Genomic DNA, 3347 nt, shown 5'->3' on the forward strand with positions numbered 1-3347 from the left:
TAAGGTATTATTTTTTAAGATGAGAAAACTAAAAATTGAAGAGTTGAACCGAGATACGGTTGAAGAGTTTAAGAATAAGGAAAAAACACCACTGGTGATTGTATTAGATAATGTTCGAAGTATGAACAATGTAGGCTCAGCCTTTCGAACATCTGATGCTTTTGCCATAGAAAAACTATACCTCTGTGGCATTACCGCCACTCCACCCCACCGGGATATTCATAAAACTGCTTTGGGAGCCACCGAATCTGTAGAATGGGAACATGTTCAAGATACTATCGATATTATACAAAAGTTAAAAAAAGAGGGTTATCAAATCGTTTCGGTAGAACAAGCCCAGAATAGTGTATCACTAGAAGAATTTAGGCCGAAGGAGAATCAAAAATATTGCCTAATATTCGGAAATGAAGCATTTGGAGTAGAGGATAAAGTCATTGAAGCTTCAGACCTTTGTTTAGAAATTCCCCAATTTGGCACCAAACATTCCCTGAACATCTCAGTCAGTATGGGCATTGTAATTTGGGATGTTTTTCAGAAGATGAAGTTTTAACTCTTTCGTTCTCTCTTTTAAAAACTCAACAACTCTTTAAATTTCTGAGATTGACGGCGGGAAAGTTCCAATTCTTTTCCGCCTTTCATTTACACCTTTAAGCTTCCACTAAACCAGAGTTCCATTCTTTCTACCCATTTGAGATTAATAATCAATTATCTATTTACAATGAAAAAATTTTTAGCATCAAGTCGAACTTCCAAGTAATTGAGGGGCCCTGGGGATCGAGGGACTAAATTCATCAAAATAAACTTTAGTAAAACCACCCGCCACTTCAAGCAAAGTAATATTAGCCAATGGCAAAAACCAACAAGGCTTCCCATCTTTCAAGAAAACCTGATCGTCTGGAAACACCTGCTTTGTTTCCCTCCTAACCTCCTGTTTTTGTTCCACCTTTTCAAGCATTTTACTAATCGCCTAGACTATTCTTTCTTTTTTAATAGGTTTTTGAAGGCAATCCTTAAACCAAATATTTTTCTAAATTTGCCTCAATTAGAAATCAATACTTAAAACATAAATTCCATTACTAATGAGTATTCGAATAGAAAAAGACACCATGGGTCAGGTAGAGGTACCTGCTGACAAATATTGGGGAGCTCAAACTCAACGCTCATTACAAAACTTTGCCATTGGCGGAGACAACATGAAAATGCCATTGGAGGTGATTCATGCCTTTGCGATCCTAAAAAAGGCCGCAGCCCAAACTAATAAAGATCTAGGGGTTTTGACCTCAGAAAAAGCTGAAATTATTTCTAAGGTTTGTGATGAAATCCTGGAAGGAAAACTAGACGATCAATTTCCTCTGAAAGTATGGCAAACGGGCTCAGGTACGCAATCCAACATGAACACCAACGAGGTAATTGCCAACCGATCTCATGTATTGCTAGGAGGACAATTAACTGATGAAGTGAAGCAAATTCATCCCAATGATGATGTGAATAAATCGCAATCCTCTAACGATACCTTCCCAACCGCCATGCATATTGCTGCTTATAAGGCGGTGGCTGAAGTGTTGATTCCAAAAGTAGAATTGTTGAGAAATACCTTGGACCATAAAGCCAAAGCCTTCAAAGATGTAGTGAAAATTGGCCGTACGCACTTTATGGATGCCACTCCCCTTACTTTAGGAAATGAGTTTTCAGGATATGTTTCCCAGTTGGACCATGCACTAAAAGCTATAAAAAATACTTTTGCACACCTTTCCGAGCTTGCCTTAGGAGGTACAGCAGTAGGAACTGGTTTAAACACCCCAAAAGGATATGCAGGATTAGTAGCGAAAAAAATTGCAGAGTTCTCTGGTCAGCCATTTGTTTCAGCGGAAAATAAATTTGAAGCTTTAGCTGCTCACGATGCCATCGTTGAAACCTCAGGTTCCTTAAGGCAATTGGCTGTTAGCCTGATGAAAATTGGGAATGATATCCGTATGTTGGCCTCAGGGCCAAGATGTGGAATTGGGGAAATTCTTATTCCTGAAAATGAGCCTGGGTCTTCTATCATGCCAGGAAAAGTGAACCCTACCCAATGCGAAGCCATCACCATGGTTTGTGCTCAGGTAATTGGACTAGACAATGCCACTGCTGTTGGGGGAATGAATGGACATTTTGAGTTGAATGTATTCAAGCCTCAAATGATCTATAACTTGCTTACTTCTGCCCAATTAATTGGTGATGCCTGCCAATCTTTCAATAATAATTGTGCTGTTGGAATTGAACCTAACCACCCGGCCATTGAGAAGAACTTGGAGAATTCTTTAATGCTGGTCACAGCCCTGAATACCCATATCGGCTACGAAAACGCAGCAAAAATTGCCAAGAAGGCACACAAAGAAGGAACCACCCTTCGAGAGGCTGCCATTGCTTTAGAATTGGTAACTGACGAACAGTTTGACCAATGGGTAGATCCAAACAAAATGATTGGAAGCCTGGATAACTAAAATTTTCTTTTACTTTATTTCTTTTTTATTTGTAGATTGGTACGATAAAATTCTAAATATTTTACCAATTACTTTTAGTATGAGAAACAAGGCCTTATTTATTGGATTAATTATCTGTCTTTTTTTATCTGCTAACTTTTCTATGGCACAGAAGATGGAAAAGAAAGAAAGAAAAGAATGGAAAAGAAAACTCAGGAAACTATCGCCTGAAAAATACAAAAGCCTAATTGAAGAAAACAATGCCTTAAAGGGCAGAGAAGCTCGTTTAAGTGGTGAAGTCACTGACTTGGAATCAAAAGTCAGAGATAGAGAGGAAAAAATTAGTGAACTTCAAGCCAGAGTCAAATCTTTAAAAACTGACTTAGAAATGGCCAAAAGTTCATTAAACAACCGTTCCGAAAATAAACAATTAGATGAGAATGGCGTAGTGTTTAAAGTCCAAATCGGAGCTTTTAAGGTATCGAATATTTCCGAATACATGGATGAGGAAAAAAACTTCAAAGAGGAAAAATCCGATGATGGCCTTAACAAATACACTCTGGGAAGTTTTAAGGATTATTGGGAAGCAGATACCTTTAAAAAATATCTTCGGGAAATGGGGGTAAAAGATGCCTGGGTTGTCCCTTACAAGGATGGTGAAAGAGTTCCCATGAAAGAAGTGCTGGAAGGCGTGATTTAATTGTAAAGAGGACATGGGATAATGGGAAATGTTCCCATTAAAATACTCGAATTCATTTAAAATGATAGAGAAATAACCTTATAAAAGCAGTACCCCTTGGTACTGCTTTTTTTGTTGGGCCCAAAATTTGCTTGAGAAAAGTCTAAAAGTTCTTACGAATGACCATTCTTTACAAAATTCTGTAT

General features: G+C 38.0%; 4 protein-coding genes. 3 read left to right on the top strand and 1 reads right to left on the bottom strand.

What is annotated here, in order from left to right; all coding sequences use genetic code 11:
• Window positions 1-19 precede the first annotated feature (19 nt).
• Window positions 20-550, top strand: coding sequence for an RNA methyltransferase (locus E1171_RS04305; RefSeq protein ID WP_155204447.1), 531 nt, complete (start codon window positions 20-22; stop codon window positions 548-550).
• A 186-nt stretch (window positions 551-736) separates the two neighbouring features.
• Here E1171_RS04305 and E1171_RS04310 read toward each other — a convergent pair whose 3' ends face one another.
• Window positions 737-955, bottom strand: a complete 219-nt coding sequence (locus tag E1171_RS04310; RefSeq protein ID WP_155204449.1) for a hypothetical protein — start codon at window positions 953-955, stop codon at window positions 737-739.
• Window positions 956-1079: 124 nt separating this feature from the next.
• On the opposite strand from E1171_RS04310, the gene fumC reads away from it, so the two are divergent.
• Window positions 1080-2483, top strand: coding sequence for a class II fumarate hydratase (gene fumC / locus E1171_RS04315; RefSeq protein WP_155204451.1), 1404 nt, complete (start codon window positions 1080-1082; stop codon window positions 2481-2483).
• 79 nt (window positions 2484-2562) lie between these two features.
• On the top strand, window positions 2563-3162 hold the full coding sequence (locus tag E1171_RS04320) for an SPOR domain-containing protein (protein ID WP_246164148.1): 600 nt from the start codon (window positions 2563-2565) through the stop codon (window positions 3160-3162).
• Window positions 3163-3347: the final 185 nt, after the last annotated feature.

The sequence above is a fragment of the Xanthovirga aplysinae genome (genome assembly GCF_009711365.1).
Taxonomy (GTDB): domain Bacteria; phylum Bacteroidota; class Bacteroidia; order Cytophagales; family Cyclobacteriaceae; genus Xanthovirga; species Xanthovirga aplysinae.

What these genes read in the sequence shown, in the direction of transcription:
- E1171_RS04310 (WP_155204449.1), bottom strand. Translation starts at nt 955, where the DNA reads ATGCTTGAAAAGGTGGAACAAAAACAGGAGGTTAGGAGGGAAACAAAG.
- E1171_RS04320 (WP_246164148.1), top strand. Translation starts at nt 2,563, where the DNA reads ATGAGAAACAAGGCCTTATTTATTGGATTAATTATCTGTCTTTTTTTA.
- E1171_RS04305 (WP_155204447.1), top strand. Translation starts at nt 20, where the DNA reads ATGAGAAAACTAAAAATTGAAGAGTTGAACCGAGATACGGTTGAAGAG.
- fumC (WP_155204451.1), top strand. Translation starts at nt 1,080, where the DNA reads ATGAGTATTCGAATAGAAAAAGACACCATGGGTCAGGTAGAGGTACCT.